The organism is Rothia sp. HMSC061C12 (genome assembly GCF_001815755.1).
GTDB classification, from domain to species: Bacteria; Actinomycetota; Actinomycetes; order Actinomycetales; family Micrococcaceae; genus Rothia; species Rothia mucilaginosa.
Genome location: NZ_KV821843.1, coordinates 1 through 295 on the forward strand (window position 1 = coordinate 1; position 295 = coordinate 295).

General features: G+C 64.7%; 1 protein-coding gene. It reads right to left on the reverse strand.

The features are described 5' to 3' along the window. Positions 1-295 (reverse strand): transposase (locus HMPREF3055_RS01495; protein WP_210399372.1); only part of this gene is annotated, 295 nt, incomplete at both ends.

Here is a 295-nt window from a genome sequence, read left to right on the forward strand (position 1 = left end):
GCCTCGGGCGACCAGGTCGGCGAAGAACTCGTTCCACGCCGGGCCGGTCTCGCTGGTGGATACGCGCACCCCCAGTACTTCGCGGTGTCCGTCATTGTTGACTCCGGTGGCAACCAGAACCGCGCACGAGACGACGCGTCCTCCTTCGCGCACCTTCATGGTCAGTGCGTCAGCGGCGACGAACGTGAAAGGCCCAGCGTCGTCGAGGGGGCGATGGCGGAACTCGTCCACGTCGGCTGCCATACGTGAGACCTGGGACTTCGATAGTCCTGTGATCCCCAGGGTTTTGACGAGC